Raw genomic sequence first — 24,225 nt, forward strand, 5'->3', positions numbered from 1 at the left:
ACCAAGCAGCTATGAGAAAACTTACAGAACAGGAACTTGATCAGGTGAAAAAAGCCATCGCAGCAAAAGAATTGACTTCAGCGGAAATCCTAATAGAGATCTATGATCACTATGTGAGTCATTTGGAGAGTTTTGAGGAGATGGATTTCGAAGAGCAATTATTTGAGTTGGAGGGGAAGTTCACCCCAAACTATTGCAAAACCCTTCAACTTAACTTTTATGAAACAGCCGAAAAGGAGCTTAATCGGCTTCAATGGTCCATTTGGAAAAGCTATTTCACTTGGCCGAGAGCGATGTGGACGATTTTCTTTTTTATTATTTTCTTCTATATATGGATCAATGGAGGAGCATTTTCCAGAACACTCGCACTTAGCTTTCCCTTTATATCAGGATTTTCACTTAACGGATGGCTTTGGTACAAATCTTATAAAAAGGTAAATGAAATCAGAAAGCTGGTAAAAAGTCACACCACGCTCCAATCATCCTATTTGCCTAATTCTGTCACTCAATTTGCCATCATGTTTGGTGTATTTAATTTGCTTTTTAATATTCCGAGAACGTTGAACTTGCTTAATTCTATGGAAAGCATCTTTTCCATAATTGCCATCCTTCTAATCTATGGTTTATTTATCAGCTACATGCTTTCATTTTATGAGGCTTGCAAACTAAAATCTAAAATCGCGCTGATATGAGAAAGCTTTCTTCGCAAGAACTCGAATGGATTCATACTCGGCTAAAAAGCCTTTATATCAGATACACCGAAGTGTATGAGGAGATCTTTGATCACTATTGTACAACGCTAGAGAATACTCCAGCTATAGATTCTCCCGTAATCATTGCGAAGCTGAATGAGACCTTTGCCTGGTCGGTGGTAAAAAATATGGATAAGGAATTGGAAACAAATGTATCCAAGCAAGTACTTGTCGCTCAACTAGATTATCTCAAGTTCTGGAATCATGGAATAAAAGGTCTCTTGATAGGTTTCGCAGGATTTGCTGTACTGAATATCTCTATCTTCATTATTCCACCTTCTGAATTAATAATCATTTTCCTGCTGTCTATTATTTGCACGGCCGCTGGAATATTTTTCATGAAAAGAGATGCATTATCCTTTAGCCTCACCCACAAGTCTGTGTCAGTCTCATCTTTAACTGTTATAAAAAAGGTTGGAATATTGAACACACTTATGATGTGGATCTGGGTTATGCCAACTGTATTGACTCGTGGTGACATTCAATCAAACAAGCTATTTGCTATAGGAATGGCACTAGCCACCGTCCTTAGCATCATTTATTCGATAAGTCTAATAGTTGTTGCTTCAAATTTGCCTAAAAAAAGTCACGTTCAATGAAACTCTCCCCTTCCCAAATAACTACACTCAAAAAACTGATTTCCTACAAAGGTTATCCTGAGATCGATTTGCAATATGAGATCTTGGATCATGTGGCCTGCAAGGTGGAAGTACTTTTAGAAGAAAAGCCTACTCTATCACTAGACGATGCTTTTCGAAAAGTCCATGGGGAATTTGGGATTTTTGGGTTCAGTGATTTGGCAGAGTCTTATACAAAAAGCATAGAAAAGCGGTATCGGAGATTTTTCTGGGAAGAGTTTAAGTCAATCTTTACGAGTATTAGAATCATCTATCCAATAGCTATAGCATCTATCCTATATTGGCTGAGTATAAATACCAGACCGTTTGGATATGAATTGACCTTGCCTATTTGGGGTGTCATATTCTTTTTTATTGGGTTGGTATATGTAATTAGTAGCTATATGAGAGTTGATAAAGAGCTCAAAAATTACGTGGCATTTAAAAGCACCAACAACTTTTTGGTTATCCTGAACCTCTTTATGCAAGTCAATATTTATGGATTAAGGTATTTTGAAAACCCCAATTACGTCATTGAATTCACTGCCAAAGGTGTTTTCATGTCCATAGGCCTTGTGTTTATCTTAATGTCGTTCTTTTCAGTCTTCATCCTTCCTAGGGTTTTGAACAGATCAATCGCAGAAACCAAAAAGTTACAAGCCATCTACGAAGGGTAGTAAAAAAGAATTCAGTGGGTTTTTCTTATTGCAACTGTAAGTCTCTCCATTTTTCCTTAATACCTTCTAAGCGCAGGGTAAAACTATCAAATCTTCTATATGCTAAATAGGCTCATCAGGGCACATAACACTAAACTTCACAGGTAGATAACCTTACTCCAAAATTTTATTTGTACTTTTGCGCCTCAATCAGGCAAACCATGCAGAATATTCGGAATATCGCGATTATCGCACACGTTGACCACGGCAAGACTACACTCGTGGACAAAATCATACACGCTTCTCAGATTTTCAGAGAAAACCAGCAGTTTCAAGATTTGATTCTTGACAGCAATGACCTGGAGCGTGAACGAGGAATTACCATTCTTTCAAAGAACGTATCCGTTCGCTACAAAGACGCTAAAATCAACATTATTGACACTCCAGGTCACGCCGATTTCGGTGGTGAAGTAGAGCGAGTATTGAAGATGGCTGATGGGGTGATCCTTTTGGTGGATGCTTTCGAAGGTCCTATGCCTCAGACCCGATTTGTATTGGGCAAAGCTTTGGATCTTGGATTGACTCCTATTGTAATAGTAAACAAGGTAGATAAAGAAAACTGTCGTCCTGACGAAGTTCACGAGGCAGTATTCGAATTGATGTTCAACTTGGACGCTACCGAAGAGCAGTTGGAATTCCAGACGCTTTACGGATCAGCTAAGCAAAACTGGATGGGTCCTGATTGGAAAAACCCTACAGATACAATCTTCCCTCTTTTGGATGCTATTTTGGAACATATCCCAGCTCCAAAAATCGAAGAAGGCACACTACAGATGCAAATCACCTCTCTGGATTATTCCAATTTCGTAGGTAGAATCGCTATCGGTCGTGTGAAAAGAGGTACAATCAAAGAAGGCCAGCAGATCGCTTTGATGAAAGGTGACGGTACTATCAAAAAGATGAAAGTTAAAGAGCTTCATACGTTTGAAGGACTTGGAAAACTTAGAGTTACAGAAGTTGCCGCCGGTGATATCTGTGCAGTAACTGGTATAGAAGATTTCGAGATCGGTGATACTATCGCTGATGCTGAGAATCCAGAGGCTCTTCCAAGAATCTCTATTGATGAGCCTACGATGAATATGCTCTTCACCATCAACAACTCTCCTTTCTTCGGTAAAGAAGGGAAATTTGTGACGTCACGTCACTTGAGAGATCGTCTGATGAAAGAGACTGAGAAAAACTTGGCACTTCGTGTAGAATCAACTGATTCTGAAGACAAGTTCTTGGTTTACGGTCGTGGTATCCTTCACTTGTCTGTTTTGATCGAAACTATGAGAAGAGAAGGTTACGAACTTCAGGTAGGTCAGCCTCAGGTGATCTTCAAAGAAATAGACGGTACTAAATGTGAGCCTATCGAAACGTTATTCGTAGATGTTCCTCAGGAAACTGCCGGTAAAGTGATCGAACTGGCTACTCAGCGTAAAGGTGAATTGCTGGTAATGGAGCCTAAAGGAGATCTTCAGCACTTGGAATTCAACATTCCTTCAAGAGGTTTGATCGGTTTGAGAAATAACATGCTTACCGCTACTCAAGGTGAAGCCATTATGAACCACCGATTTACTTCATATGAGCCTTTCAAAGGTGTAATGCCAGGTCGTACCAACGGATCCTTGATCTCTATGGATGGCGGGCAGTGTACAGCTTACGCGATTGATAAGCTTCAGGACAGAGGTACCTTCTTCGTAGAACCAGGTGATGATCTATACACAGGCCAGGTCATCGGTGAAAACTCACGTGACAATGACATCGTGGTAAACGTACAGAAAGGCAAGAAATTGACCAACATGCGTGCATCAGGATCTGATGACAATGCGCGTATCACGCCAGCTAAGAAGTTTTCTCTAGAAGAATCTATGGAATATATCCAAAAAGATGAGTACCTAGAGATCACTCCTAAATCTATCCGAATGAGAAAAATCTATTTGGACGAAGGCGAAAGAACCAGAAACGCCAAGAAAGACTCTTAAGAAGATTAAAGGGCTAACGTTCTAAAATCAAGAATATATAGAATCCCTCGGACGAAAGTTTGAGGGATTTTTTTTGTCTAGACTAATCGAATAGCCAAACTATTCATCCAACTTTTGCGTCTCAGAATTAAACAATTAATATTTACTATGAAAAAATATCAACTGCTCCCTTTCATACTTTGCTTTTTCGGAGTTTCACTTTTTGCGCAGACCAAATCCGATAAATTGTTTACTCAGAATGAAGTGAAAGAAGTAAATGTAAAGGAAATCACCCCGGTAGCGATACGCTATACCTATTCTGGAGAAGAGACTGTATACAGTATTAATAAAATCCTAGTTAATAAAATCGAATTTGCGAGCGGAAGACAAGAGGTTTTTCAGGAAATCCCCAAATACATCAATGATCTGGACGACTACCAAAATGTCTTTATTGCTACGGATCCATCGGAAGTTTTAGATCTAGAGCAGTTAGGATTGCTAAATACAGCATTCTATAAAATGGAGCCACTCACAACAATAAATCAGTCGATCCAAAAACCCATTTCCAAACTGAAACTAGAAGCAGCTATGCTTGGAGCTAATGTAGTGCTAATTGAGAACGTCGGAGAAAATGTCAACACAACTTATTTCAACTATAACTATGGCGTCAACGGTCTTCAAAATGATGTTGGTGTAGGAGCTGCTTTCAGCACAGTGAATCTCTCGTATGTTGGTATGGCTTTTCGCTCCAATCCTTTGGAAATTGATTACCTGAAAAGTAAAATTTCAAATCAAGAGTTTCACCTGATGACAATCAAAAGCCTGCCTTCAGGCAATGCGGAACTACAAACGATTGAAGCTTCAAAGTATAGCTCAGAAGGAAGACCTGTTTTTGACCGGCTAAGAGAGATTAATGAAGTCGGAAATCAACTGTTCGTCAGCTCTCAAGGAATCAGTAAAGAATTCCATGAATTGGAAGTGATCGATGGTGGAGAGGATTATGTCGTATTATCTGGGCAAAACAATCAAAAAATCTCCAACTTCTACCTTTACACCAAATCCTACATCCCTTCTAAAATTACCATTAATGTCTCGATGATAGGAAATTAAGAGGTCATTTTAAAAAAGAGACTGAACAAGATTTATTTAGAGCAAGGCCAACCACCAGAATAACAAAAAAGACGCCTAACTGAGATCACAGAGTCAAGATTCTAAAATAGATTGAATCCCTCAAGCGAGAATTTAGGGGATATTTTGCTTTCTACCAAAGATGATGGACTTCCTCGCGGATGTACTTGTCGTAGATTTTCTTAACACCTATCATTTGTTCATCCGTCAGGTTTGGTAGTTGGCCTGCCTTCACATTTTCTTCCAATTGGGAAGATGTTGAAGCGCCGGGAATCACTACACTTACCTCATCGTACATCAATATCCAGCGAAGAGCCAGTGCAGCCAAATCTCCATCTCCTTTAAAGAAATCCTTCAACTCCTCCACTGCAGGAAATGCTTTTCCCAAAGGAACTCCTGAAAAGGTCTCTCCCTTATCAAAAGCTTTTCCTTCACGGTTAAAGTGTCGGTGATCGTCTTTAGAAAAAGTAGTTTCAGGTGTGATTTTACCAGTAAGTAGTCCACTGGCCAATGGAACACGAATTATTAACCCTACGTTTTTTGTGGATGCTATTTTAAAAAGCTCATCGGCTGGTTTCTGCCGAAACATATTGAAAATCACCTGGACACTTGAAACAATCTCATATTCCATAGCGCGTTTCGCTTCTTCCACTTTCTCCACGCTCACGCCCATTGCAGCTATTTTGCCTTCTGCCTTCAATTTTTCAAACAAACCGAAGATATCATCCCGCTGATATACCGAAGTGGGTGGACAATGTAACTGAATCAAATCCAACCTATTCAACCCAGTATTGCGTAGGCTATCTTCTACATGACGCCTCAGCCTCTCTATGGTATAGGTTTCGTCGATGTGAGGCTGAATCCTTCTGCCGCATTTAGTCGCCACATATATCTTTTCCGACCGATCTCTTACAGCCTGCCCTACGGCTGCTTCACTCGCCCCCCCATCATACACATCAGCAGTATCTACGAAATTTATCCCTTTGTCAAAGGCCGCATGAAGTATTTCCTCAGCAACTTTTGGGCTAAATGGGCTTCCCCAGCCTCCACCAACTTGCCAAGTCCCCAGTCCTATTTCTGAAACTTTCCATCCGGTCTTTCCTAAAATTCTATAATTCATAGTTCTTCTATTTTATTGAAAAAAGGGAGTTGGAATAAAAAAGGAAGGCTAAAAATCCCCTGATTATCTAAAAGTAATTTAAATTTTTATCTTTAGAATCACAGTTAATCCTGATTTTTGTCCGTTAGAAAAATCCAACAAATGCCTTAAACCAATAAGCTATTTACATGAAATCAAGAAGACAATTTATCAAAACCATCAGCGTGGCAAGTGCTACCGCTGTCCTACCTATAACCTCAATCGCTAAAGTAATGGCAAAACAAAAAATGATTCACCAAGTATACTTTTGGCTACATGATACTGCCAACACGCAAGAATTTCTCACAGAAGCAGTACCTATGCTAGGTAGATGCAAGACTGTAGGCAAATTCATCGCTGGCACACCTGCCGCCACCGAAGACAGAGATGTAGTCGATCATAGTTTCCAAGTATCCTGCACGGCTTTCTTTGATAGCTTAGAGGATCAGTTGATTTATCAAACAGATCCTACCCATTTGGAGTTTATTGAGAAGTATTCTCACATGTGGAAAAAAGTGCAAGTGTACGACATCGCAATCTAACACATCTAAAACCACCTCTCACTCGTAGCTAACTACAGCTAAGCCTGATATTATGAATAACTCAAAGTGGATTTTCGGAATACTAATACTACTCATCTGGTCATGTCAACCAAAAGATGAAATAATTCCAGACCCTCAATCGGAAAAAGTGAGAGGTGCTATTTTTGAATCCATGCAGGAATGGTACTACTGGAATGACGAGCTGCCGGCTTCTATTAACACGGCGGATTATTCTTCCAATGAAGAGCTCCTGGCTGCAATCCTTTTCAAACCTCTGGATCGATTCTCCTATCTGACTACCCAAAGTGCATTCAACGATGCATTTGTGGGTAAGAATGCAGGTCATGGGTTTGGGTTTGCCTTTGATGCTGCCGAAAAACTTTATCTAACTTTTGTTTTCGATGAGTCGCCTGCTGGAAAAGACGGCTGGCAACGCGGCTGGGAAATCACCGACATTAATGGGAAAGCTATCTCGCAATACAAAACCAGTTCTGGAGGATATGACTTTAAATTAGGAACCTCAGACCCCGGAATCACAAATTCCTTCACTTTCAACTTACCGGACGGCACCACTTCTACCCGTACAAATGTGAAAGCAGAATACCAGTCAAACTCAGTGCTGCATCAGGAAGTAATTGAGCTTGCTGGCAAAAAAGTTGGGTATTGGGTGTATCAGAGTTTCAAAGCCACAGCCGGTCAATCTCCTACCAAAAGTCTGGAAGTGGATGAATCAATCAAGTTTTTTGAAGCCGCTGGCATAAATGAATTGATTATAGATCTTAGATACAATGGCGGCGGATCTGTAGCCGTAGCTGAGCAAATCAATAACTACTTGATTCAAGCCGTAAATACCAATAAACTGATGTACACAAACAAGCTGAATTCGCTAAAAACAGAAAATCAAAAAAGCGTGAATTTCAAAAAAGGAGGCAGTTTAAACTTGGATAAATTGATTTTCATTACCTCCCGTGGCTCAGCTTCAGCATCTGAACTAGTGATCAATTCACTTGATCCCTATTTCGACATTACGCTAGTTGGAGATAATACGTTCGGCAAGCCGGTGGGTTCATTTCCGCTTTCGAGCTACAACAGTATCCTTAAGGATAATAACGTAGAACTAGTACCCATCACTTTTGCTACTGCAAATGCTGAAGGAAAAGCCGAATATTTCGATGGATTTCCAGCTGACTTTGCTGTGGGCGATACACCGCAGTTCAATTGGGGAGATCAGAATGACTTACGTCTGGCTGCTGCGCTGAATGTTGTGGAAAACGGCTATGTTGGCGGGAGAATCCTGAATACTTTCTACAGACCCAAATGGGAGATGATCGATCAGTTCAAAGGACTGAAACAGGAGTTTCCAGCTTATTAGAAATTACTTATAATGAGTATCTGCAATGCTGCCACGATTCTTATTTTCTTTGCTTAGCGGGCTGGAAGACCCGCCACATCGAGGCAGGCCGATGACGGAAGACAGAAGTGGCGCCTTTGCTAGTACCGATGGCTATCGGGATCACCAAATTCTCTGTTGATTTTGTATTCTACTGGCGGAAAAGCGGCTACACAGATTACTTCTTATTGAAAGTAGATTCCATCAGTACCCAAGAATCTGGATCTAGAATTACTTTCTCCGGCTCAAAGTCAAGTGCAAAAGAAAAGGAGTTTGTTTTCTCTTTTATCTCAAGAGTTTTAATGAGACGCACCTTTTCACCTTGCTTATAAATTGCCACTTGGATAGGCATTTCGAATAAACTCCCGTCCTTCTGAACCTGATTTAGTGAGATTTCAAGTTCCTGTCGAATCTTATTGTATTCCCAACCACCCTCAAACACCATGGCCCCGGGCTTATACAACCACTGGTCAAAGAAAACCTCAAGATCCCTTCCTGATACTTCCTCCATTTCCCTTCTAAAATCAGCGGTTGTAGCATTCAGGTTTTGGTATTTGGAATAATAAGCCCGAATTCCTTCCCAGAAAAGCTCCTCTCCCATTATTCCACGCAGCATATGCAGAATCCATGATCCCTTTTGATATGTCTGGCCCGTCGTAACCTTACTCATATCCTCCAAATTATTATGAACGATGGTATAGCCGGGATTTTGGGCATTAAAATTATCTACCCGCTTTTTACTAGATGCCATCTGCTCCATAAAAGCATCGTGACCATACTGGTGCTCTATGAAAAGCGATGTAAAATAGGTGGCAAATCCCTCGCTTAGCCACACATCATCCCAGTCATACTCGGTGACCGCATTTCCAAACCATTGATGAGCGATTTCATGAATCACCACATTTCGCCAGCGTTCATTCCTATCTCCCACTACCGAACTCTCACTATATAAAATTGCGGATGCCGCTTCCATGCCGCCACTTACGCTATTAGATTGGATATTTGCGAGTTTCTCATAGGAAAAAGGGCCGATGTAGTCAGAGTAGAATTCAAGTGCTTTTTTGGTAGGCTCCGCAAAATCATAAAAGCCAGCCTCTTTATCCTGACGATATACCCAAGTCTGTATAGCTTTTCCATCAAAATCATCTACATGCTGAACCGCAAATTCAGCCACTCCCATCACATACAACCAAGATGCTATTGGTACGGATTGCTTCCAATGCGTCACCCGATTCCCATCTCCTAGGTCAGTTTCTTCGACCATAAGTCCATTGGATACGACTTGATAATGATCAGGAGCCGTCACGACAAACTCGCTTGTGGCCTTGTCATAAGGATGATCCACAACCGCCAACCAATTTCGTGCTTTGTCAGGCCAGTTGTCACTGAAAAAAGTCCGATCGCCATACTTATTATTTGCGATCTTCAGTCCCGTCGCTGGAATACCAGAATAAAACACGGTATAGCTACTTCTTTGGTTTAAATAAGATGCCTCAGGCAAATTGATCTTCAATTCTTCCCCTACGTGTGAGTAACTAAACTCTTTTCCCCCAGCTGCCAATACTTTGCTGACAGTCATTCCTTTGTTCCCTAAAGCTTCGCTAGACTTTGTCAAATCCAGCCTAAGGACATCCACTCCTCCCTTATAACTCACATCTATTGTTACTTCACATTTGATCTCATCTGTATCATCAGATAGTTCTATTCTGAATACATAATTCAGAATATCTACTTTGGGATTTTTAGGGTACTTATCTTCTGCGAAAGAAAAAGTAATACAAAGAAGTAGAAAAGAAAGGCTCAATAATGCGTGTTTCATAAGGGAAATGATCAAGGTTAAAGGCTATTTTTCGAATGGTAATTTCACAGCAGGACGTTCTTCAATCATCCCTTTCTCAGCTATTGTCTTCTCCACATCTTCTATACTGGTTGGCACAAATGCACTCATATTTTCGACTCCATCTTCTGTAACCAAAGCTACATCCTCAATTCTTATATAGAGTCTTTCGTCCCGAATCCAGATCATCGGGTCAATCGTAAAGACCATTCCTGGCTTTAATTTCACTCCGTGAACTCGTCCCACGTCGTGAACAATCATTCCTACAGGATGCTGGAAATGTCCCCGAAACTTAATCCCATCTTCCACTGCTTTCAAATGAGAAGACTTGACAAAAGTCTTTCCCACCATATACTTTTTCATATCAGCTGCGGCTTGATCCAGCACTTCATTGGAAGTGACTCCTGGTTTGATATATCTAAAAAGTGCATCTCTGTATTCTATTATAAATTCATACAATGCTCGCTGTTCTTCATTGAACTTTCCGTTGACAGGCCAGATTCGGGTAACATCGCTAGAGTAATACTTATAGTCCGGAGCATAGTCCATCAGTACCAAATCACCATCTACAAGCTTGTCGGTTTTATGAAAATAATGACCCATGTAGGCGTTTGTCCCGCCTCCGATAATCGCCGGATAAGAATCGCCCATTGCACCATGCAGTGTAAAAACATACTTGGCAGCTGCACCCAGTTGGTATTCATAGACGCCAGGCTCAGTAGATTTCATAGCTTCAATGATTGCCAGACCAGCTATCTGAGTTGCTTCTCGGAGAATTTCAATCTCCTTTTTACTTTTGATCAACCGCAGCCCGTCAAGGGTAGGCGTCAAGTCTTTGATTTCAAATTGAGGATATTGTGATTGAAGTTTTTGAATGAATAACGCTTCGCGAGAAGCCGCTCCATCCCAGGGATCAGAAGCAACCATAATCTGCTTGGCAAGAAGTTCATCCCGACTGTCATTTCCACTTTCTACCGGACTAAACTCTACATGGAGAGCTGGAGCAGGAGGTCTGATCAAACCTGTTCCGCTTAAATCTCTGGCTAGAAATTCAATGCCCTTTACATCTTCGATTCCAGTGAGTTCTTTTACCAACTCAGCATCTTCCGCTGATAGCACCTTGCCCTGATTACGCTCCATTCCCTCATCTCTATGAGGTAGATAAAGCGTGGATCGCTTATTTTTCCCGTTAAGAAGAAGGTAAGCGTGCGGAGATTCTACTCCCGTCAAATAATAGAAGGAATTGGATTGGCGGAAAACGCTGACTCCCGGCGTCCCTCCCGAACCTTGGATGACTGCTATAGATTGATCACCAATTGCATCAAAAATCATTGCTCTTCTACTGGCAAATTCTTCTTTTGAGAAATCAGTTTGGTAGTAGTTTTTCTCCTGAGAAAATGACGGAATAATCACGAGCAAAACCAGGAGAACTGATAAGATTTTTTTAATTTTCATACTTAGATCGACTTTCAATTTCAATAAAAGATCTTCCAAAACAATCTGTGCCAGGCCTTTCAATTACTTCTATCCTAAGAAAGTGATAAAAAATGAAACAATTCAAACCTACTAAAATAAAAAAAGGCCCGAATTCCTTCAGACTAATTGTACTGTGAAAGTTATCAGCCGTAGTCTGTGTCCTCACTGACCAACCAAAAAATGGCAGAATGTTCAGTTGTGATATGTGTTCACAACTTTCTGAATATTTCCATTCGAAAGACACGAACGGAGGCAAAGTTAGTAACGCATAGATCAACCATCCCCACTACCTTGGGCTGACCAAACCTTACTCACCACCATGGTCTGTGTCCTCACAGACCAACCACAAATGCCTTACTTTTTCTTAGGCCGATCGATCAACACATCCATCACCTCGTCTAGCTCAAAACTTTTAGGTTCGAGCAATACCTAGTAATGATAAAGTAAGTCCGCCGCTTCACCTATAAACGATTCTTTGTTGTTGTCCTTAGCTTCGATCACTATCTCTACCGCTTCTTCACCTATCTAATAAATAGGTCGAAATTGGTCGACCTCAATTTCATTCTCTATAAAAAAAAGAATCATCTTACAATTTAGGAATTAGATTCCTAAATTGTAAGATGATTCATAGAGACGCGCTAAAGGAATTAGAAATTCTTGCTAGTCAATTTAAATGTGTAGGTATAATTGGCCCAAGACAATCAGGTAAAACGACTTTGTGTAAACTCACATTTCCCCATAGAGATTATGTCAGTTTAGAAAATCCTGATACGCGTATTTTTGCTGATGAAGACCCACGAGGCTTTTTATCGAATTACCCCAATGGAGCAATCCTGGATGAAATTCAAAGAGTTCCTAAGCTTTTCTCTTACCTGCAACAAATTTTGGACGAGAGCAATGAACCCGGATTTTTCATACTCACCGGCTCAAACAACTTCCTACTCCAAGAATCCATATCACAAAGCTTGGCAGGAAGAATAGGGTACATCAATCTCCTACCATTAGCAATACATGAAATCATTCCTAAAGGATATGAATCTCAGGAGAATTATAGTGACCTAATAGTTAAAGGCTTTTTCCCGCCTGTACATGATCAAAATTTAGACCCTGTAAGATGGCATCAGAATTACATCAGAACCTATGTGGAAAAAGACGTAAGGCAGATTAAAAACATTCTCCAACTTAATCTATTTGAGAAATTTTTAAGGCTTTGTGCAGGAAGGATAGGACAGTTATTGAACGCTAATAGCCTGGCAATAGAAATCGGAGTAGACAATAAAACCATAAGCTCGTGGATTGGTGTGCTTGAAAGTAGTTTTGTGATTTTCTTATTACGCCCTCATCACAGAAGTTTTAATAAACGAATAGTCAAAATGCCAAAGCTCTATTTCATTGATACTGGAGTTGCATCTTCACTTTTAGGAATTAGAAATAAAGCTCATTTGGACACGCATCCTCTCAAAGGAAATCTCTTTGAAAATCTAATCGTAAGTGACTTATTAAAAACTCAGTATAACTTAGGAGTCGAAAATCGCCTGTATTTCTGGAGAGATAATGTAGGACACGAATTAGATGGACTTATAGATAGTGGAAATAAACTCCATCCTATAGAAATTAAATCAGGTCAAACTATTACTTCGGACTATTTCAAAGGACTTAGCTACTGGGAAGAAATCTCGAAAGAATCTGGAGGAACAATCTTCTATGGTGGAAATACACCTCAAAAAAGAAGCTCTGGGGTTGAAATTCACCCATGGTTTGACTGTCAAAAAATCGTTCACCTTTTTGATTGAGAACGTTTCTTTCAGTGTATCAATCAACATCTCCATCATCTCCTCAAACCAATAAATTTTATCTTGGAGCAATACCAAATAGTACCCACACCCATAAATACCTCCTTGTCGTCATCCTTAGCTTCGATCACGTTCTCATCAGCGTAGTCTGTGCCTAACAGAACAACCATACCCACTGCATTGGGCTGACCAAACCTTACTCACCACCGTGGTCTGTGTCCTCACAGACCAACCACAAATGCCTTACTTATTCTTATGCCGATCGATCAACACATCCATCACCTCGTCTAGCTCATAGCCTTTGGCTTCGAGCAATACTAAATAATGATAAAGCAAGTCTGCCGCCTCACCCATAAACAATTCTTTGTTGTCGTCCTTTGCTTCGATCACGATCTCTACTGCTTCTTCACCTACTTTTTGCGCCACTTTATTGATGCCTTTGGCAAAAAGTGAAGCAGTATAAGAGGTGTCTGTAGGATTGTTTTTCCTATCCTTGATGATAGCTCTGAGTTGATCGATAAAACCAGTTTTAGATGAATTCACTTCATCAAAACACGTATCAGACCCAGTATGACAAACTGGCCCACGAGGATTGGCTTTTACCAAAATAGAGTCCCCATCACAATCTTCAGTAATACTTACCAACTCCATGAAATTACCTGAGGTTTCTCCTTTAGTCCATAGTCTGTTTTTGCTACGGCTGAAAAAAGTCACCATTCCTGATTCTTGGGTTACTGCCAAAGCTTCCTCGTTCATATAACCCTGCATCAGAACTACACCACTAATCGCATCTTGCACAATTGCTGGAACAAGCCCATCCATTTTCTCAAAATCAATATTCATATCTATTTCTTTAGACCTTTTCTTTAGACCTTCCAGGTTTTGAAAACCTGGAAGGTCTTGGTTATATCTACTTTTTGTTTCTCTAATAACCTCAGAAAACTATCAATCATTATAAAAACGTTCGAGGAGTCCCGATAGCTATCGGGAGAAACCTCAAAGGTTATTTCACTTCCGAATACTCACTCCCTCATTTCCCAAATAACCTTTCAATTCAGGAATTGGAATTTCCTTGAAGTGAAAAATACTTGCCGCCAAAGCTGCATCGGCTTTGCCAAAGGTAAACACATCTCTGAAATGTGCCATCGTCCCAGCTCCACCGGAGGCAATAACAGGAATGGGAAGTGCAGATGAAATCTCCGCCAAAAGCTCATTTGAGAAACCTGCTTTCGTACCATCGTGATCCATGGAAGTCAGCAAAATCTCACCAGCTCCACGATCACAAACTTCCTGAGCCCAAGCCTGGGTTTTCAGTAAAGTTGCTTTCCTTCCTCCGTGTGTATGCACGAAGTCAATTCCATCTATATTTCTGGTATCAATTGCCACCACAATACACTGAGAACCAAATTCTGCAGCCATTTCATTGATAATTTGGGGATTGTGCACGGCAGCCGAATTGATGGAAATCTTATCTGCTCCGGCATTAAGTAGGAATTTCACATCTTCCACAGTCGAAATCCCTCCGCCAACAGTAAATGGGATATTGATTGCTTTGGCCACCTTTGTTACTAAGTCAGCCAAAGTTTTCCGCTTGTCCACCGTAGCCGTGATATCCAAAAACACCAGTTCGTCAGCTCCTTCGTCAGAGTAAATCTTCGCCAGCTCCACCGGATCTCCAGCATCTCTGAGTTCGACGAAATTCACTCCTTTCACCGTACGGCCGTCCTTTATGTCTAGACAGGGGATTATTCTCTTCGTTAACATGGTATAGTATTCAAAACTTCAAAATTAATTATTCTGCGCTCTTCATTTTAAATTACGATTTACGATATTGGATTTACGGCGCCTAAACTATGCTTTACCTATTATCTCCAATTTAGCCTTACAAAAAGGTAGAATTGGAGATTATGGTTAGAGGATCAATTCAATCTCGTCAATCGTATTTCTTTACTCGTAAATAGTGCAAGTTCATTTTAAATTACGATTTACGATATTGGATTTACGGCGCATAAAACTAGTGTTAACCACTATCCCAATCTTTAGGCTTTAAGGATGGTAAGAATTGGATATTATGGTTAGAGAATCAATTAATCATATTTCGTCAATCGTAAATCAGACAAACGCCGCCAGTTCCTCTAACGTCACTCTTCCCTCATAGTATGCTTTTCCTACAATCGTCCCATAAACCCCGATTTTCTCCAACCCTTCCAAATCAGCAACTGAGGAAACTCCACCACTTGCGATGAGTTTCACGCCAGGAATTTCTTGCAGAATCTCCTTGTATAAATCAACAGAAGCACCTTGAAGCAAACCGTCTTTTGCCACATCGGTACAGATCACATAGCTAATTCCTTTGGCCACATAGTCTTTGATAAAAGGAATCAAATCCACCGAAGTTGTCTCTTCCCAACCACCAACAGCAATTTTTTTGTTCTTAGCATCAGCCCCAAGGATAATTTTCTCAGAACCGTAATTAGCAATCCAAGCTTCAAATAATGCTGGGTTTTTCACCGCAATACTTCCCCCAGTCACTTGCTTCGCTCCCAAACTGAATGCTTTCTCGATTTCCTCATCTGCTTGAATTCCTCCACCAAAATCAACTTGCAAAGAAGTACCCGCACAGATGCGTTCCAAAACTTCTGCATTCACGATCTTTTTTGCTTTGGCTCCATCAAGATCTACTAAATGTAAGCGCTGAATTCCAACTCCTTCAAAGCGCTTGGCCATTTCCAGAGGATCGTCATGGTATTCTTTTTTGCTGCTGTAATCTCCCTGACTAAGACGAACACATTTGCCGCCGATCAGGTCTATTGCTGGGATTATCTGCATGTTTTATTAAGTATTAAGTCTCAAGATTTAAGAATCAAGACTCGCTGGGTTATCAAGGGTGAAACTTTGGATGAGCCTACTCCCCCTTTCGAAAGGGGGCAAGGGCGATTTCTTATAATGAAAGAAAATTAGCGAGCAACTTCTCCCCAACCAATCCACTTTTTTCCGGGTGAGCCTGAATAGCATAATAATTATCCCGATGGAGCATGGCTGAAAAGTCATGAATGTAATGTGTCTGAGCAATCGTCAAATCACTCAGTTCAGCATAGAAGCTGTGTACATAATACACGAAAGGATTGGCAGGCAGATCTTTCAAAAGTAGATTATCAGCAAGATTCTCTAATTCATTCCAACCTACATGAGGCACCTTGAATTCCTGCGAGTTTTCAGGTACAAAGCGCTTTACTTTTACTGGAAAAATACCCAAACACTCTGTATCATTTTCCTCAGAATGCTCACAAAGCAGTTGCAAACCTAAGCAAACACCCAAAAAAGGCTGTTTGATGTCAGAGATCACTTGATCCAATTTTCGCTCTTTCAAGTATCGCATGGCAGTACTTGCTTCGCCCTGACCTGGAAAAATCACTTTGTCTGCGGCTCGGATCACTTCCGGATCATCCGTCAGTTCAGCATTTGCACCAAGCCTCTGTAGCGCGTAGAGCACCGACTGCACATTGCCGGAATTATATTTTATGACTGCTATTTTCATTTTTATTGTCGGGTGCTAGATGCCCGATGTCAGGTGTCAACATCCAGCATCAGTCATCCAACTTTTTACATTTTACTTTATACTTCTCACAACTTTTACTCTTTACCCTTCACCACTTACCACTCACAAATTTTACTGATCACACTTCACTACTCACCACTTACCACACACAAACTTTACTGGTCACCGCTCACTTCTCACAACTTACCACTAACAAACTTTACTGGTCACCGCTCACTTCTCACCTCTTACCACTCCCAAATTTTACTGATCACACTTAACTACTTACCACTTACCACTAACAAATTTTACTGTTCACCGCTCACTTCTCACCTCTTACCACTAACAAATTTTACTGATCACACTTCACTACTTACTTCTCACAAAGTTTACTTTTCGCCTCCTACTTCTTACTCCTCACACCCCTTCACCAACATCTCCTCCAGCACTTCCTCAATCTCAGCAAGCGACTCATAAAGCTGTTCATAACTCTCGATCACAAAGTATTTATCCTGAAAGCGATCTTTCCAGTACTCCTGATTCAAAATCTTTCGAACATCGTACGCCAGATGCGCAGGTTCGTTTGAAAGGCTGAATTTAGTCTCTCCAGCCGAACTTAGGATCCCCGCTCCGTATATTTTTAACTCACCTTCTTCGCGAATCAAGCCAAACTCTATCGTAAACCAGTAAATCCTACTTAGCAACTGGATCGCCCAAGGATTGTCAATATGCTTTAGAGCAATTCCAGAAAGGTTTTCCAGAAAGTCCACATACGGCTGATTCGTCAGCAAAGGCATGTGTGCAAATGCGTCATGAAACATGTCTGGTTCCTCCAGGTAATCGAGCTGCTCCATCGTTCGAAGCCAAGTAGAGGAAGGAAACTGTCTGTTATTCAACAACCCAAAAAACAAATCATCATCAATCAAACCAGGAACTACATGAACAGCCCAGCCTGTACTTTTCACTAAAACCTGATTCAATTCATCAAAGTTGGCAATTTTATCTGCGCTAAACTTGACCAGTTCCACACCTTCCAAATATGCTTTGGAAGCAGCTTTCGGTAGATTTGGCATTTGTCGCTCAAAGAGAATCTTCCAAACGCTGAAATCTTCCTTGGTGTATGTTTCATACTCCTGCCTAAGCTTTTGGAGTCGTTGGTCACTGAAGACCCAGTTTTTTTGTTTTGTGTTCATGGTATTTGGGTGTATTCTGTATTCTGCTTAACTATTCTATTTCGTCATTGCGATCCGCCACAGGCGGAGAAGCAATCTTGTCAGACTGCCACGCCTCGTTCCTCGTCTCGCAGTGACGGAGGAGGGAAGCCATCTACTTGTTACACTAAAGATTGCTTCTCCGCTTTGCGTATCGCAATGACGAAACAAAAAAGCCTACCCCTGAAAGGAATAGGCCTCTATATTCTTTTTACCAAAAAACCATAGCTATCCTACCCCTTCATCGAAGACAGTGGTAAGAGTGATGTACGTAGGTTCTTGGTGTTGGATTCATAGCCTAAAGGTAAGTCGTCATTTCTTACGGTCAAAAAATCAGGCTGTCTTATTTGCAAGAGGAGGCAAACCCAAAGCTTCATAAATAATTTTTTGATTTACCGGAGTGAGGAGGCCATTTTCGATTGAAAGGTTTCGGCTCTTGATCCAGCGCGAAAGTGTCTTGGCAGACACACCATATTCATCGGCGACTTGCTGTCGGGTTTTGGCTTTATGCTCCATAAAAAGTAGTTAAAATGAATTGTTGGTGTTATTGAGGTTCACCTAAAATAAAAGTAATTCCGTGGATTTCAAACTTGTTTTATAGATTTCACCTATTTTTCTTGCCTATAAAATAAATCTTGTCCGATCTTGTCCGATCTTGTCCGATCTTGTCCGATCTTGTCCGATTAAATTAAACTTTCTTTTTTTAATTTTAATGACAAGTTTTTTTTCTCATGGTCAATTCTATTTCCCATCGGTTGAGCTCTCTTTCCCACACCTGGTCACGCACTTGGGTCAATTCATATATACTTCTTTTAATCCTGTCAGGGGTCACAGTTTTTGCCTTCTTGCCCACATTATCCAATGATTTCCAATTGGCTTGGGACGATACTTGGCAGGTGTTGGAGAACCCATTGGTCAACTCGACCTCTTTACAAGTCGTTTTTTATCATTTGACCCACTTTTGGCAGCAGCAGTTCTCCCCGGTAAACTCTCTATTCTATTTAGTCATCTTCCAGCTGTTCGGTATGAATGCCAGTGCATTCCATACCGCATGTCTCCTTATTCATTGCTGCAATACTGCGCTGGTTTTTTTGATTGCAAAAAAACTGCTTCCGACTTTATTGCCCCGAGTAGTGGATGCAACCGTCAGGAGTTATGCTTTCTTCACCGCATTGATCTTTTGCCATACATCCGGTGCAGTTAGAGTCAGTAGCTTGGATCAGCGCATCGAAAATTCTGCTCTACGGATTTTTCACGTTGACAGCCCTCTACTGCTACATTCGCTACATACAATCTGCACACTACGGCTGGTTAGTCATCACTGCTGTAGCTTTCCTGTTGGGTTTTGGATCCAAAGAACAGGCTATCATTCTTCCATTGAACTTAATTCTGTTCGATTATGCATTTGGAAGGTACACCGGGCTGACTTGGAAGCGTATGCTTACCTCCAGAGTTCTGCTTGAAAAAATTCCACTATTCCTGATGGCATTGGGTTTCTGGTATTTTTCATGGACCAACAATATCGGAACAATCAATCCGGATGGATATCCATTGTACCAAAGAGCAGTATTTGGCTTCTACAGTTTTACCGAATACATCTTCCGCTTTCTGGCACCTGTCAAGCTCTATTTTTTCCATCCATTCCCCATAGGGCTGGGTGAGCAGCTTCCGCTGTACTTGTATGGAAACATCGCATTGGTGGGTATAGTGGGCTACTTTGTTTGGGATATGTATCGCAAAGGAAACAAGCTGGTTCTAGTTGGATTTCTCTTTTTCCTTATCAACCTACTTTTAGTACTGCATATTATTCCCTTGCCACGAACTGTCATCACAGCAGATCGCTATATGTACTTGAGTATAATAGGAATAGCTATGGTGTTGATTTGGCAGGTGGATCTATGGCTTACTAGCTTACCTACCACTGGCAAAACTATGCTACTTGTGTTGGGATTTGCATGGTTTACTTTTCTGGGTGTCCATACTTATATACGAACGGCGGACTGGAAAGACAGTGAGACTGCAAATGGTAACGTGAACGAAATCATTAAGTTAAGACAAAAATCACAGGAACCCGAACTCTTTAATCTGATAGAAAATGAATGATTTCCTAGTGTCCCTAGTCGTCCCTTGTTATAACGAAGCTGAAAATATAGCTCCTCTCCTATCGCGGGTAGCGCAGGCGCTGAAGCTCTTCAGCTATGAAGTCATCTTGGTCAATGACGGAAGTGATGACGGTACACAACTAGCCATAGAGACAGTCCTATTAAGTAATCATCCGGTGAGGTATATCTCCTTCTCGAAAAATTTTGGTCATCAGGCGGCGCTCAAAGCAGGAATAGACCATGCCGTAGGAGACTGTATCATCACGATAGATGCTGACTTGCAAAAACCACCAGAAGCGATCCCGGAAATGATCACCCTCTGGCAAAGAGGAAATGACATCGTCACCGCAGTCTGCAAAAATGAGGGGCAAGCCTCTGCCTTCAAAAGACTAAGCTCAACTGCCTATTACACTCTGTTGTCTTGGCTGGCAGACCATACCGTAGTTCCCAACGGGGCAGATTTCCGATTGATCGACAGAAAGGTAGCCGATATCATACGAAGCATTCAAAGTCAGAATCTGTACCTGAGAGGCATGTTTTCCTGGATAGGCTATCAGCAGGGGGTCATCTATTACAGGGAGGAAAACAGAAGATTTGGCAAAACAAAATACAGTATCTGGAAAATGCTAAACCTGGCAAGTAATGGCATCACTTCTTTCAGTATCAAACCATTGCGTTTTGCATTGGCGGGAGGATTGTTTTTCGCCTGCTTGGCCTTTGCCTATGGGATCTATGCCATAGCCATGGTATTTCTGGGAATGACAGTCCCCGGCTGGGCCTCGCTGATAGCGAGCATTGTATTCCTATCCGGAATACAGCTAATTGTATTGGGAGTAATCGGGGAATACATCGGCAAAATGTATATGGAGCTCAAGCAACGACCTGTTTACCTGATCGCAAAGACCAATATAGTTAGGTCAGAGGTCAATCCGATAACTGAGTCAATTAGTTCACCAACTCAAGAAAGGAGGACAGCGATGATTTGAAGCAGACCTAGCAAAGTTTCTTTTCTTAAACTAATCGAATAAGATAAGCACGTCAATGGTCACGAAAGACCACAAACAACAAAATAAACTTCAAATCAAAATTGAAAAAACATGAATACGAAATTGAAAAAAATAGCAAAAACAGTTGCTGTAGGTATATTCTTTATGGCACTGTTCTTTAATGTGAAATTCAGTCTCACAGATCCATTTATCAATATTGACAATGCTGCCATCGCACAGACTACGAGTAGTTCTGGGGGAGGCGGTGGAGTTACATGTCCAAGATGGCCAGCAACTGGAAATTGTCATACAATGAAGACAAAGTATGAAAATGGGATGATATGTTTCTATTGTGAGTTCACAGGTTATGAATTCGAATATTGCAGTATATAAAATTTCACAGAAGCACAGGGTAACGCAAATTTTGCTTACCCCTGTGCTTAAATAAGACAAATCATGAAACGGATTCATCTGCTAATTTTCGCAATATGTGTGAGTAATATTCTGTGGGCGTGCAAAAAAAAAGAAAGTATTGATACGTCATATTTGACATTAAAAGTGAACTTGGACAAATTAGATTCTAATAAGTGGGAAAATATTTTTAAGGAAGTTGAAGTCATACCATTGGAGTTTAACAGCGAATCTATGTTAAGCAGTATAGATAAGATAATATTTCAGGACCGTCAATACTTAGTTCTTGATAAAAAAACTAACATTATTTACAAATTTGATTCAAAAGGAAAGTATATTTCAAAACTAGACAAATTAGGTGAAGGACCAGATGAATACTTCCCAATTTCTGATTTCAATATAAATCCATATTCAGGTAATATAGAACTTACTTCTATATATGGCTTATTCTATATTTATGATATAAATTTTTCATGGTTGGAAACGATTGAAATACAAGAAGTTTCTAGCATTAACAAATTCGAATATTTAGACAAAGATATCATAACTTTATATTGTAGTAATGATAGAAACTACAATCTTTGGTTGTATTCAAGATCAAGCAAAGATTATGTAAACAAACTATCAATGCCACAATCAATATTTGAGTCATTTGGAGGAACTATGCTAAACAATCCATTAGCAAATAGTTCAACAGGACAATTTTATTGTGTTCCATTTATCAATTCTATTTATAGCATTAAGCAGGAGGGAGCCACTTTACAATATGTTTGGGACTTCGGGGGAAATACCTTCGAGTCAGGAACCTTAGTAATAGGTGATCCACATCAGAAATTTATTGATCAATACGAATATAATATAGTAAATGGTTTTGGATCATTATACAACTATTTTGATTATGAATCGACAATATTCGCACAGTTCTATTTTAAAAATAATTTTGGAACTATGCTATACAATAAAGTAAGTAATAAATATCAGATATATTATGACAACTATACACACAGTTTGACTATCCACTATTTGGTAGATGGATATATTTCGTATACATCAGAAGAAAATCTTGAAAAAGTATTAAAGAACGCAAATACTACATTTAATGCGAAGAATATGATTCAAAAAAATCATGAACCCAATCCCATACTTTTGAAGTACAAGTTTAAAGAGACTAGATAGCTATTTAATACATATATATACTACTCATAAAGTATTAATGAGAATAACATACAACTTTCTATTAAAAATGGTTCTACCACGAATTTAATGGAATAGCTATCTTTAAGCAAAAAGATGTTTACGGAGAATCTTTTCACAAGAATACTAGATTTAAAAGATGGATGGGTAGTCGAATCGGTTGACACAGATTTTTCTAAAGAGGAAATTTCTATCCAAATAGTCTGTTTGTCGGAGCAGTTAGAAGATACCCATACTGGTAAACTCTGCAAAATTTACGATCACGCGCCGGCACGTAAATGGAGGCACTTGGACACGATGCAGTACAAAACTTATATCAAGTGTGAACTGCCTCGGATTATTACTTCTCAGGGTAAAGTAAAGACTGTTCAGCCCAACTGGGCCTCTGGGTACGAGCGTCATACCTTCCTGTTTGAGCATGCGGTAATAGACTTACTCAAGGCGAGTAAAAATCAAACCAAAACAGCTCAAATTATGCGCTGTGGCTTCAATGTGGTAAATCGGATCATGCACCTGAGCACAAAAAGAGGCATGGAGAGAAGAAACTATACAGAGCTGGTATTTGATCAATTAAGTGTTGATGAAAAGTCCTTTAAGAAGGGTCATCAGTACATCACTGTCCTGAGTCATCCCGGGTCTGGCTGTGTACTTGATGTGGAAGAAGATCGAACAAAGGAGGCTTGTAAGTCACTATTTAATAGAACATTAACCGAAACACAACTTGGGCAGGTAACCACAATCAGTATGGATATGTGGCCCGCATATATCAATTCAGCGGAGGAGCTGCTTCCCAATGCTGCGATCACGCACGATCGGTTTCATCTGATCATGTACCTCAATAAGGCTATCGATCAAGTGCGCCGAAGAGAAGTAAAATAGCATGACGAGCTAAAAAACACACGCTATGCTTTACTTAAGAATTCAGAAAACCTCACAGAGAAACAACGGATTAAGTTTGAAGAAATTACCGGTGCGAACTATGAGGTTAGCAAGGCTTGGCAAGTAAGAGAAAACTTCAAAGATCTGTTCAGTTGCGGAAAACTTTTCGCTTGGACACTATACAACAAATGGACAGCTGACTCGAAGAGAAGAAAAATAAAGGAAATAGATAAAGTAGTAGAGACGTTTAACAACCATATTTCCGGAGTGGTAAATGCATTCATAATGAATCTAAGCAATGCAATGGCTGAACGACTAAATGGCAAAATTCAAGAACTCAAAACAGTAGGAAAAGGCTATCGAACCTTTGCCAACTTTAGAAGCGCAATGCTGTTTTTCCATGGTGGCTTAGATCTATATCCCCACTAACTTAAGGGTAGAACCTTAAAAATTACTCTACCCTTATCCGGAATACAGCTACTAGTGCTGGGAGTAATAGGCGAATACATCGGCAAAATGTATATGGAGCTCAAGCAACGACCTGTTTACCTGATCGCAAAGACCAATAT

General features: G+C 40.3%; 22 protein-coding genes and 2 pseudogenes. 13 read left to right on the top strand and 11 right to left on the bottom strand.

Features of this window, described 5'->3' with window-relative positions; genetic code table 11:
• Positions 1-11 precede the first annotated feature (11 nt).
• From BVH04_RS08300 to BVH04_RS08320, 5 genes are all read left to right on the top strand, one after another.
• Entirely contained in the window at positions 12-692 is a 681-nt protein-coding gene (locus BVH04_RS08300; protein WP_086541005.1) for a hypothetical protein, read from the top strand.
• On the top strand, positions 689-1,351 hold the full coding sequence (locus tag BVH04_RS08305) for a hypothetical protein (RefSeq protein WP_086541006.1): 663 nt from the start codon (positions 689-691) through the stop codon (positions 1,349-1,351). Before BVH04_RS08300 ends, BVH04_RS08305 begins: the two co-directional genes overlap by 4 nt.
• Entirely contained in the window at positions 1,348-2,046 is a 699-nt protein-coding gene (locus BVH04_RS08310; RefSeq protein ID WP_086541007.1) for a hypothetical protein, read from the top strand. Before BVH04_RS08305 ends, BVH04_RS08310 begins: the two co-directional genes overlap by 4 nt.
• Before the next feature lie 200 nt (positions 2,047-2,246).
• The gene (gene typA, locus BVH04_RS08315; RefSeq protein WP_086541008.1) at positions 2,247-4,052 is read left to right on the top strand and encodes a translational GTPase TypA; all 1,806 of its coding nucleotides are present in this window, start codon (positions 2,247-2,249) and stop codon (positions 4,050-4,052) included.
• Positions 4,053-4,199: 147 nt separating this feature from the next.
• Positions 4,200-5,141 (top strand): hypothetical protein, encoded by a 942-nt coding sequence (locus BVH04_RS08320; protein WP_086541009.1) that lies wholly within the window; start codon positions 4,200-4,202, stop codon positions 5,139-5,141.
• A gap of 151 nt (positions 5,142-5,292) precedes the next feature.
• Here the strand turns inward: BVH04_RS08320 and BVH04_RS08325 are convergent, their stop codons facing one another.
• Complete coding sequence (locus BVH04_RS08325) at positions 5,293-6,279, bottom strand: aldo/keto reductase (protein WP_086541010.1); 987 nt, start codon at positions 6,277-6,279, stop codon at positions 5,293-5,295.
• 167 nt (positions 6,280-6,446) lie between these two features.
• Here BVH04_RS08325 and BVH04_RS08330 point away from each other — a divergent pair, with 167 nt between their 5' ends.
• Both BVH04_RS08330 and BVH04_RS08335 read left to right on the top strand, forming a co-directional pair.
• Complete coding sequence (locus BVH04_RS08330) at positions 6,447-6,839, top strand: Dabb family protein (RefSeq protein ID WP_086541011.1); 393 nt, start codon at positions 6,447-6,449, stop codon at positions 6,837-6,839.
• A gap of 52 nt (positions 6,840-6,891) precedes the next feature.
• Positions 6,892-8,211: a S41 family peptidase gene (locus BVH04_RS08335; RefSeq protein ID WP_086541012.1), complete on the top strand. Its 1,320-nt coding sequence runs from the start codon at positions 6,892-6,894 to the stop codon at positions 8,209-8,211.
• Between the two features lie 196 nt (positions 8,212-8,407).
• Here BVH04_RS08335 and BVH04_RS08340 read toward each other — a convergent pair whose 3' ends face one another.
• From BVH04_RS08340 to hisE, 3 genes and pseudogenes are all read right to left on the bottom strand, one after another.
• The gene (locus BVH04_RS08340; protein WP_086541013.1) at positions 8,408-10,048 is read right to left on the bottom strand and encodes a M1 family metallopeptidase; all 1,641 of its coding nucleotides are present in this window, start codon (positions 10,046-10,048) and stop codon (positions 8,408-8,410) included.
• Positions 10,049-10,072: 24 nt separating this feature from the next.
• Positions 10,073-11,521, bottom strand: a complete 1,449-nt coding sequence (locus BVH04_RS08345) for a M24 family metallopeptidase (protein ID WP_140160545.1) — start codon at positions 11,519-11,521, stop codon at positions 10,073-10,075.
• Positions 11,522-11,896: 375 nt separating this feature from the next.
• A pseudogene (hisE, locus tag BVH04_RS08350) lies at positions 11,897-12,067 on the bottom strand (phosphoribosyl-ATP diphosphatase); the annotation flags it as partial.
• A 95-nt stretch (positions 12,068-12,162) separates the two neighbouring features.
• Here hisE and BVH04_RS08355 point away from each other — a divergent pair.
• Positions 12,163-13,335, top strand: a complete 1,173-nt coding sequence (locus tag BVH04_RS08355) for an ATP-binding protein (protein WP_086541015.1) — start codon at positions 12,163-12,165, stop codon at positions 13,333-13,335.
• Between the two features lie 35 nt (positions 13,336-13,370).
• On the opposite strand, the gene BVH04_RS26345 is transcribed toward BVH04_RS08355, so the two are convergent.
• The 7 genes from BVH04_RS26345 to BVH04_RS08385 all read right to left on the bottom strand — a co-directional run bounded on the left by BVH04_RS26345 (position 13,371) and on the right by BVH04_RS08385 (position 18,600).
• Positions 13,371-13,505, bottom strand: a complete 135-nt coding sequence (locus tag BVH04_RS26345) for a hypothetical protein (protein WP_262481362.1) — start codon at positions 13,503-13,505, stop codon at positions 13,371-13,373.
• A gap of 73 nt (positions 13,506-13,578) precedes the next feature.
• Positions 13,579-14,214: a bifunctional phosphoribosyl-AMP cyclohydrolase/phosphoribosyl-ATP diphosphatase HisIE gene (gene hisIE, locus BVH04_RS08360; RefSeq protein ID WP_262481364.1), complete on the bottom strand. Its 636-nt coding sequence runs from the start codon at positions 14,212-14,214 to the stop codon at positions 13,579-13,581.
• A 129-nt stretch (positions 14,215-14,343) separates the two neighbouring features.
• Positions 14,344-15,099 carry an imidazole glycerol phosphate synthase subunit HisF gene (hisF, locus tag BVH04_RS08365; RefSeq protein ID WP_086541017.1) on the bottom strand — a complete coding sequence of 252 codons (756 nt, stop codon included), beginning with the start codon at positions 15,097-15,099 and terminating at the stop codon, positions 14,344-14,346.
• A gap of 348 nt (positions 15,100-15,447) precedes the next feature.
• Positions 15,448-16,164 carry a 1-(5-phosphoribosyl)-5-[(5-phosphoribosylamino)methylideneamino]imidazole-4-carboxamide isomerase gene (gene hisA / locus BVH04_RS08370; RefSeq protein WP_086541018.1) on the bottom strand — a complete coding sequence of 239 codons (717 nt, stop codon included), beginning with the start codon at positions 16,162-16,164 and terminating at the stop codon, positions 15,448-15,450.
• Between the two features lie 112 nt (positions 16,165-16,276).
• A complete protein-coding gene (gene hisH, locus BVH04_RS08375) occupies positions 16,277-16,873 on the bottom strand; it encodes an imidazole glycerol phosphate synthase subunit HisH (protein WP_086541019.1) in 597 nt (198 codons plus the stop codon).
• Positions 16,874-17,283: 410 nt separating this feature from the next.
• The gene (locus BVH04_RS08380) at positions 17,284-18,066 is read right to left on the bottom strand and encodes a phenylalanine 4-monooxygenase (protein WP_086541020.1); all 783 of its coding nucleotides are present in this window, start codon (positions 18,064-18,066) and stop codon (positions 17,284-17,286) included.
• Between the two features lie 351 nt (positions 18,067-18,417).
• Positions 18,418-18,600 carry a hypothetical protein gene (locus BVH04_RS08385; RefSeq protein ID WP_086541021.1) on the bottom strand — a complete coding sequence of 61 codons (183 nt, stop codon included), beginning with the start codon at positions 18,598-18,600 and terminating at the stop codon, positions 18,418-18,420.
• A 678-nt stretch (positions 18,601-19,278) separates the two neighbouring features.
• Between BVH04_RS08385 and BVH04_RS08390 the strand changes: the two genes are divergently transcribed.
• From BVH04_RS08390 to BVH04_RS26070, 5 genes and pseudogenes are all read left to right on the top strand, one after another.
• Entirely contained in the window at positions 19,279-20,187 is a 909-nt protein-coding gene (locus tag BVH04_RS08390; RefSeq protein WP_086541022.1) for a hypothetical protein, read from the top strand.
• Positions 20,180-21,172, top strand: a complete 993-nt coding sequence (locus BVH04_RS08395) for a glycosyltransferase family 2 protein (RefSeq protein WP_086541023.1) — start codon at positions 20,180-20,182, stop codon at positions 21,170-21,172. The genes BVH04_RS08390 and BVH04_RS08395 overlap by 8 nt, the downstream gene beginning before the upstream one ends.
• Positions 21,173-21,283: 111 nt before the next feature.
• Entirely contained in the window at positions 21,284-21,565 is a 282-nt protein-coding gene (locus BVH04_RS08400) for a hypothetical protein (RefSeq protein WP_086541024.1), read from the top strand.
• A gap of 63 nt (positions 21,566-21,628) precedes the next feature.
• Positions 21,629-22,759, top strand: coding sequence for a 6-bladed beta-propeller (locus tag BVH04_RS08405; protein WP_086541025.1), 1,131 nt, complete (start codon positions 21,629-21,631; stop codon positions 22,757-22,759).
• A gap of 492 nt (positions 22,760-23,251) precedes the next feature.
• Positions 23,252-24,085, top strand: a pseudogene (locus BVH04_RS26070) (ISL3 family transposase).
• The last annotated feature ends 140 nt before the right edge of the window (positions 24,086-24,225 follow it).

The sequence above is a fragment of the Algoriphagus antarcticus genome (genome assembly GCF_002150685.1).
Taxonomy (GTDB): domain Bacteria; phylum Bacteroidota; class Bacteroidia; order Cytophagales; family Cyclobacteriaceae; genus Algoriphagus; species Algoriphagus antarcticus.

Excerpts from the sequence above, each read along its gene's own strand:
- BVH04_RS08300 (WP_086541005.1), top strand. The coding sequence starts at position 12 with ATGAGAAAACTTACAGAACAGGAACTTGATCAGGTGAAAAAAGCCATC.
- BVH04_RS08305 (WP_086541006.1), top strand. The coding sequence starts at position 689 with ATGAGAAAGCTTTCTTCGCAAGAACTCGAATGGATTCATACTCGGCTA.
- BVH04_RS08310 (WP_086541007.1), top strand. The coding sequence starts at position 1,348 with ATGAAACTCTCCCCTTCCCAAATAACTACACTCAAAAAACTGATTTCC.
- typA (WP_086541008.1), top strand. The coding sequence starts at position 2,247 with ATGCAGAATATTCGGAATATCGCGATTATCGCACACGTTGACCACGGC.
- BVH04_RS08320 (WP_086541009.1), top strand. The coding sequence starts at position 4,200 with ATGAAAAAATATCAACTGCTCCCTTTCATACTTTGCTTTTTCGGAGTT.
- BVH04_RS08325 (WP_086541010.1), bottom strand. The coding sequence starts at position 6,279 with ATGAATTATAGAATTTTAGGAAAGACCGGATGGAAAGTTTCAGAAATA.
- BVH04_RS08330 (WP_086541011.1), top strand. The coding sequence starts at position 6,447 with ATGAAATCAAGAAGACAATTTATCAAAACCATCAGCGTGGCAAGTGCT.
- BVH04_RS08335 (WP_086541012.1), top strand. The coding sequence starts at position 6,892 with ATGAATAACTCAAAGTGGATTTTCGGAATACTAATACTACTCATCTGG.
- BVH04_RS08340 (WP_086541013.1), bottom strand. The coding sequence starts at position 10,048 with ATGAAACACGCATTATTGAGCCTTTCTTTTCTACTTCTTTGTATTACT.
- BVH04_RS08345 (WP_140160545.1), bottom strand. The coding sequence starts at position 11,521 with ATGAAAATTAAAAAAATCTTATCAGTTCTCCTGGTTTTGCTCGTGATT.
- BVH04_RS08355 (WP_086541015.1), top strand. The coding sequence starts at position 12,163 with ATGATTCATAGAGACGCGCTAAAGGAATTAGAAATTCTTGCTAGTCAA.
- BVH04_RS26345 (WP_262481362.1), bottom strand. The coding sequence starts at position 13,505 with ATGGTTGTTCTGTTAGGCACAGACTACGCTGATGAGAACGTGATCGAA.
- hisF (WP_086541017.1), bottom strand. The coding sequence starts at position 15,099 with ATGTTAACGAAGAGAATAATCCCCTGTCTAGACATAAAGGACGGCCGT.
- hisA (WP_086541018.1), bottom strand. The coding sequence starts at position 16,164 with ATGCAGATAATCCCAGCAATAGACCTGATCGGCGGCAAATGTGTTCGT.
- hisH (WP_086541019.1), bottom strand. The coding sequence starts at position 16,873 with ATGAAAATAGCAGTCATAAAATATAATTCCGGCAATGTGCAGTCGGTG.
- BVH04_RS08380 (WP_086541020.1), bottom strand. The coding sequence starts at position 18,066 with ATGAACACAAAACAAAAAAACTGGGTCTTCAGTGACCAACGACTCCAA.
- BVH04_RS08385 (WP_086541021.1), bottom strand. The coding sequence starts at position 18,600 with ATGGAGCATAAAGCCAAAACCCGACAGCAAGTCGCCGATGAATATGGT.
- BVH04_RS08395 (WP_086541023.1), top strand. The coding sequence starts at position 20,180 with ATGAATGATTTCCTAGTGTCCCTAGTCGTCCCTTGTTATAACGAAGCT.
- BVH04_RS08400 (WP_086541024.1), top strand. The coding sequence starts at position 21,284 with ATGAATACGAAATTGAAAAAAATAGCAAAAACAGTTGCTGTAGGTATA.
- BVH04_RS08405 (WP_086541025.1), top strand. The coding sequence starts at position 21,629 with ATGAAACGGATTCATCTGCTAATTTTCGCAATATGTGTGAGTAATATT.